Origin of the sequence: Providencia sp. JGM181 (assembly GCF_018257375.1) — a bacterium.
Classification (GTDB): domain Bacteria; phylum Pseudomonadota; class Gammaproteobacteria; order Enterobacterales; family Enterobacteriaceae; genus Providencia; species Providencia lanzhouensis.
The window spans coordinates 1-5,715 of sequence record NZ_JAERJY010000184.1 but is presented as its reverse complement, the minus strand read 5'-3'; the positions used below and the strand labels follow the sequence as shown (position 1 = coordinate 5,715).

Here is a 5,715-nt window from a genome sequence, read left to right as displayed (position 1 = left end):
ACTAATGACATATTCACTTAAACAACATGCAATATCATAATAATAACTGACTAAATCATCTATCACTATCAGAATAATTTTTTATCATTTATTTAACTTTTCTCAAATAACTTATTTTGTCATACAAAATATGAATATTAATGAATGATGATTGAATTATATTCACACCAACTGAATCGAGTAACCTATTGAATATTTGCTTTAATTCTATTCATTTGTTAAACGCTTTAATTCTATTTATATGAATAGCATTTTCTTTGCATAAAGACTGAGTTAACAAAAAATGCGTTGTAGGCTATCAAAAAATTCAGCGTATTCCTAATACGGTACCTCTGTTTAATAGCCTAACCAACCATCATTTCGAGTGTAAAAACCCAATTAAAACTTACCTAACTTCACATTGCATATAAAAAAATTGCCAGTAGACATGTTATCCTATGTTCAATTACGATGAGTTTTATCTAACTTTAATGCTCAGATTTGGCTCTTAAAATAACGTCTGTTGCAAAAGTGACTGGAAAGGTAACCATGCTACAAGAAAGTGTTATCAGGGAAATTATTCTCTGGATCGAACAAAATTTAGAGTCACGGCTCTCCCTTGATACCGTGGCTGATAAATCTGGATACACTAAATGGCACTTTCAACGATTATTTAAAGCCCAAACAGGTCTTGCGTTAGGTGCTTATATTCGCGCTCGTCGTTTATCCTGCTCTGCGGTTGCTTTACGCTTAACGAGTGATAGCATCATGGATATTTCACTACGCTATCGATTTGATTCACAACAAACTTTTTGCCGTGCATTCAAGAAACAATTTGGTGTAACGCCTTCTGAATATCGTAAACGCTCAGGCTGGCATATTGAAGGATTCTGCCTTCCTCTACGTGAAAGTAAAGAACTCGAAGCTCATGTGGAATTAGTTGAATTAAAAGAGATCCACTTAGTGGGAATGACTCATCGCTACACACAAGGCATTAATGAGTGGAACTTAAAAACTGAAGAGTTACGACGCCAGTATTGGAAAAACTTTTTAGATAGAAACAAGATTGTTGCCAAAAACTTGTATGCTATCCACGGGGTCGATAAAAGCTCCGATGAAGAAGGTCGCTTCCTCTATTCCACTGCATTTGATGAAAACGATCTTGATGTCATGCCACCATTTACTAAAAAACTGATGGTTCCTGCTGGCAATTATTTGCAAATTAAATTTATCGGTAATTTACAAGGCACTGACTATAACGACATTATTTATACCGTTTATGGAAAAGTGCTCGCCGAGATGGATATTGCTCGCGGCTTAGGCGCTGATATCGAACATTATGTTTTAAAATCAACGCCAACTTATGAGGATTTTACTAGTCACCCTCATACTTACATCCAAGAGCTGAATTACTATATTCCTGTGATTACATAAAAACTAACAACCCGCTTTTACACGGGTTGTTAGCTTCATTCAGTACTGAATAAATTAGAACGTGACGTTCAGTTTACCCCAGAATGTTCGACCTGGCTCATTTACAGGGCTATTGGACGAATAACCAAATCCGCTATTACCTGCTAAGTTCAAGTGCTCACTGTAGGTTTTATCAAACAAGTTATCAACACCCGCACTCAGTTTTACACTTTCATTAATACGGTATGCAGTATTCATCGAAAATACCGTAAAACCTGCACTTTCGCTGAAGTCTTTTCCAACCACGTTACCTTCGTTGATTGCTACGCGATCTTGACGACTCACCATGCGCACCAACCCCGTCGTTGTCCAATCGCCTTTTTCCCACGTTAAACCTAAACGGCTTTCCAATGGCGGCATTTGAGGCAGTGCACGTCCATCAGTTCTATTTTTCCCCCAAGAATACGCAAGGCTTGCATCGGCTTTCCACTCATCGCTGAGTTGATAAGCGACGCCCATTTCACCGCCCATGATCATCGCATTGACGTTTTCAACTTGGCTCATTCTGGCGTTAGTTGGGCTATAGCGGAATAAAATAAAATCATCAACGCGCCCTACATAAGCAGAAATCCATGCATTGGCTTTATCATCATTGTATTTCGCACCAATATCTAACTGTGTCGTTTTCTCGGTTTTCACATTGTCGAAAACATTTTTGCTGCCATTCGGACCCATTTTTGGCGAGAATAACTCCCAATAATCTGGGAATCTTTCTGTATACCCTACCCCTGCGTATAGCATCACTGGCGTTTCAGGTAATGCATGTTCATAGCGAACGAATCCTGCTGGCATGACGGTGTTACGACCGGAAGACCCTACATCGGTGTAATTATCCACCAATACGCGGTCTAAACGTCCACCACCAATCACCTTACCTTGCTCGCTCGCAGTCCAAGTGACCTCACTGAATACGCCATAATCTTGAAATTCTGCATCTTTTTTCCAGCTATTATTGCTGTTTTTACGGTGCTTATTGGTCTGCATATCTGCACCAGTACGCAGCTCATAATCACTCCATAACCACGTCCCCATGACTCGACCGCCCATCGTCTCGCGGTCAACACGCATTTTCATTGGCATATTCATCATCATACCGTGCCCGCCATGGCCACCGCCCATATGCCCACCGCCAGATCCCATTGTGCTCGTTGGGCTACGCAGTGAATAGTTATCCATAATATGGTCGGCGTAGTTGTAGTAAACATTCCCTTCGATTTTATCGAATACCTCACCGATATTGCTTTTCTCGAAACGTAATCCTAAGCTTTCACGCTTGAATTGAGAGCCATCCATACCTCGCCCTGCATATCGCGCTTCACCATCACCTTTCCCTGCGGAAAGCTCGAGTAATGTGTATTCATCCGGCGTCCAGCCCACTGCAACATCCGCATTCCATTTATCCCATTTAGACGGTACTTTGTTCCCGTTACCATCTTTATAGTCATTAGAGTGAGATTTATTGCCAGTCAGGCGTACATAGCCTTTCTCATTGCCCAAGCTCACATCAGCATTAGCATCCCAACGCTGGTTCGATGCCGTCAATGCACTCGCATTACCTTGAATGCCCCCCTCCGTAAAGACAGGTTTTTCACGCTCAAAACGCACCGTTCCCGCCGAGTTTCCAGGTCCCCATAATACGGTTTGAGGACCTTTCACCATGGTGAGCAAGTCAAAGTTTTCCGGTGAAATATAGGATGTCGGCGCATCCATACGGGAAGGACACGCTCCCAACATTTCACTGTCATTCGTCATGATCTTAAGACGAGAACCAAACATGCCACGAAAAACAGGGTCGCCATTTGTTCCACCGTTACGGATTTGGGAAAAACCGGGGATCGTTTTCAAGTAATCAGAGCCATCACTCGCAGGTACTGGCTGTCTTGGGGTTTTAGGCGATGTTGAAATAGTTAACGGCGAGTCCACTGGCGCGGTGACAATCATCACTGAGCTATCGGTGATTGAGCTTTGATTTTCTTCTTTGGCGAAAGTGGATGTTGACGCGATAGCCGAAATCACCAGCGCAGTCATAGGTGCAAATTTAAAATTAATTGAGTTCATTTTTAGCCTATTTTTATCTGTTTCTTACTGCTATTAACTCAAGGAGTTAATGACCACTCAGCTTCTTTTGAAAAACAGCCTAGCCTCCTGAAAATGAAGCCAAATTTCAGGATAAGCGAAGTGGTTTTGTCCATTGAAGACAAAATGCAGTTTTAAATTACGTTAAATAAAGAAATAAGAATCAATAGGATGTCGGTGGTGCGCGAGCTAGCTGTAATGACCAAGGACGGAAAATTCGTAATTGAATACAACGTTCGAAAGGAACAAAGATAGCGAGGGTTGCTAATTGGCGGATCACCGCAGCAACAAATAAAATCAAAAATGGGAAGTGAACAAGTAGCTGGCAGTAACCACACGCGATGTCTTCCATCGGTGATTGCCCGATTCCCGTCATCAGCATATGGTTCATCGCACCGCCATCTTCGCAATGTTCAGACAATGGCATTTCTTGATGCTGCTGCACCGAATGCTCCGCCATTTCCCCATGCCCCATTGAGCAATCGTTCATGTGTGACATTGATTTTGAAATCAATGGCGCAACGAACAACATCGCAACAGCGAGTAAGGCAAGGTAAGCGGCAAATTGTCGAATCGCGTGACGTAAATGCAACGGTTTTCCGGTGTTTCATAGCCTATAGATGGGCGCAGATTGTATCTTAATAAGAGGCTTATTGTTATTGTTTTTTGACATTATTGTTAAAGCAAAATGCAGTTCGCTAGTCAGACGAATAAACTAACTAACTTGGGTTAGACAATACAGCGTTAATCAATATAGGCAAAAATGTATCCGTTAGTTTTCCTTCTTCAAAAAGACCAAAGCAACACTGGTAAAAATCAAAACCATTCCAATCAACATATTCAAGTTTATTGCTTCGCCTAAGTAGTAATAAGAAATAACCACACTCATCATCGGTGAAATAAGAATTGAATAAGACGATAATTCAGCCCCGCCATGATCAATCATGTAAAACCATAAAATGTAAACTAGAACACCATTTGCTACACCGATAAAAATCACGGGAATCAGTAATTCCGTCATCAATCTATGGTAACTCAATCCATAGCTTGTCAGATCTAAATTGACAGATAGAAACATCGTAAAAATCAATATAATCAAGAATGAAGTGATATTTTGATAAAGCACCTTTGAAAAAACATCAACGCTGACGGCAATGTGTCCTGATAGAAAGGTTCCTAGCGCCCATGCAAATGCACTTAGCAAGATAATCACCTCACCATAGCTCATCACATCAAATGAGGTAAAAAACAGAATTCCAAGTCCACAAAGTACCGAGACAATCAACGAGTTCAAGATTATCTTCCGCTGACTTATCATCACAAAGCAAGACGTTATCGCTGGCATGGTATAGACCAATACTGACGCCTTAACGGAGTCCGTAAATTGGAGCGCAATGTTGTTTAATATTGGCACGAGGAACATATTTAAAATGCCAAGAGGAATGCAACGAATAAAATGGTTCGCTATAAATTGCTTTTTATATATAAAGAAAAATACAAATAACAGCACCAGCAAAGCTATCAATGCAGAGTAGAATCGGAATACCCATGCCCCAACAATTCCAATGCCGATTTTCGAGATCGGAAACCCCATTCCCCACAGTATAGATATTATCGCTGAAAATATAATGACCGTATTTTTATGCGTCATATCGAGCAACCACCGCCATTCTTTTAGCGCCTCTAACACCTACCGAATTCACCATTGAGACAAAATGGGGAATACTTTTTTCTCCCGTATCAATAATTAATGTACTCAAATACGTTGGTACTAATGCTTCTATGATGTTTTCTTTCTGTTTGTCCAAAATAAAAGTCAAGCCACCATGGTTACTCTCCCAACCTTTCGTAAAGTTAATGACAATATTAATGCAGGAACCAGAGTCGCAGTGTGTGGCTAGGAAATCCCCTAAATCAAACCAGCTTAAATAACATAGCGATAATGTATTGATACTTTTTTTCGTTATTTCAGACAGAAAGAATTTGAATTTTTTGCTATCTAAAAATGCTTTAATCTCTAAAAAGGATGAAACCTCTTTTCCCTGTTGATTATCGGTTACTCGCCTAAATGAATAGCAAAAATTCCCTTGATGATATTCTTGTAGTGCTTTTTCTCTTTCTTGTTCTATCTCAAACTTAGAGTGCTTATTTTTATAGTAATCCACTGGGGCACATTTATTTCTGTCT

General features: G+C 40.4%; 5 protein-coding genes. 1 reads left to right on the top strand and 4 read right to left on the bottom strand.

All coding sequences use genetic code 11. The annotated features are described in order from the left end of the window. The first annotated feature begins 528 nt into the window (after positions 1-528). Entirely contained in the window at positions 529-1,413 is an 885-nt protein-coding gene (locus tag JK188_RS16115) for a helix-turn-helix domain-containing protein (protein WP_211887823.1), read from the top strand. Between the two features lie 54 nt (positions 1,414-1,467). Here JK188_RS16115 and JK188_RS16110 read toward each other — a convergent pair whose 3' ends face one another. From JK188_RS16110 to JK188_RS16095, 4 genes are all read right to left on the bottom strand, one after another. Continuing rightward, entirely contained in the window at positions 1,468-3,510 is a 2,043-nt protein-coding gene (locus JK188_RS16110) for a TonB-dependent copper receptor (RefSeq protein WP_108478300.1), read from the bottom strand. 181 nt (positions 3,511-3,691) lie between these two features. Beyond that, positions 3,692-4,120, bottom strand: coding sequence for a DUF2946 domain-containing protein (locus JK188_RS16105; RefSeq protein WP_211887822.1), 429 nt, complete (start codon positions 4,118-4,120; stop codon positions 3,692-3,694). A gap of 180 nt (positions 4,121-4,300) precedes the next feature. Further along, positions 4,301-5,179 (bottom strand): DMT family transporter, encoded by an 879-nt coding sequence (locus tag JK188_RS16100; RefSeq protein WP_211887829.1) that lies wholly within the window; start codon positions 5,177-5,179, stop codon positions 4,301-4,303. After that, positions 5,169-5,715, bottom strand: a 547-nt coding sequence (locus JK188_RS16095; protein ID WP_211888671.1) for a hypothetical protein, incomplete at its 5' end; no start/stop codon positions are given. The genes JK188_RS16095 and JK188_RS16100, both read right to left, overlap by 11 nt.

Bases quoted from the DNA above. Each gene is read 5' to 3' on its own strand.
- JK188_RS16115 (WP_211887823.1), top strand. From the start codon at position 529: ATGCTACAAGAAAGTGTTATCAGGGAAATTATTCTCTGGATCGAACAA.
- JK188_RS16110 (WP_108478300.1), bottom strand. From the start codon at position 3,510: ATGAACTCAATTAATTTTAAATTTGCACCTATGACTGCGCTGGTGATT.
- JK188_RS16100 (WP_211887829.1), bottom strand. From the start codon at position 5,179: ATGACGCATAAAAATACGGTCATTATATTTTCAGCGATAATATCTATA.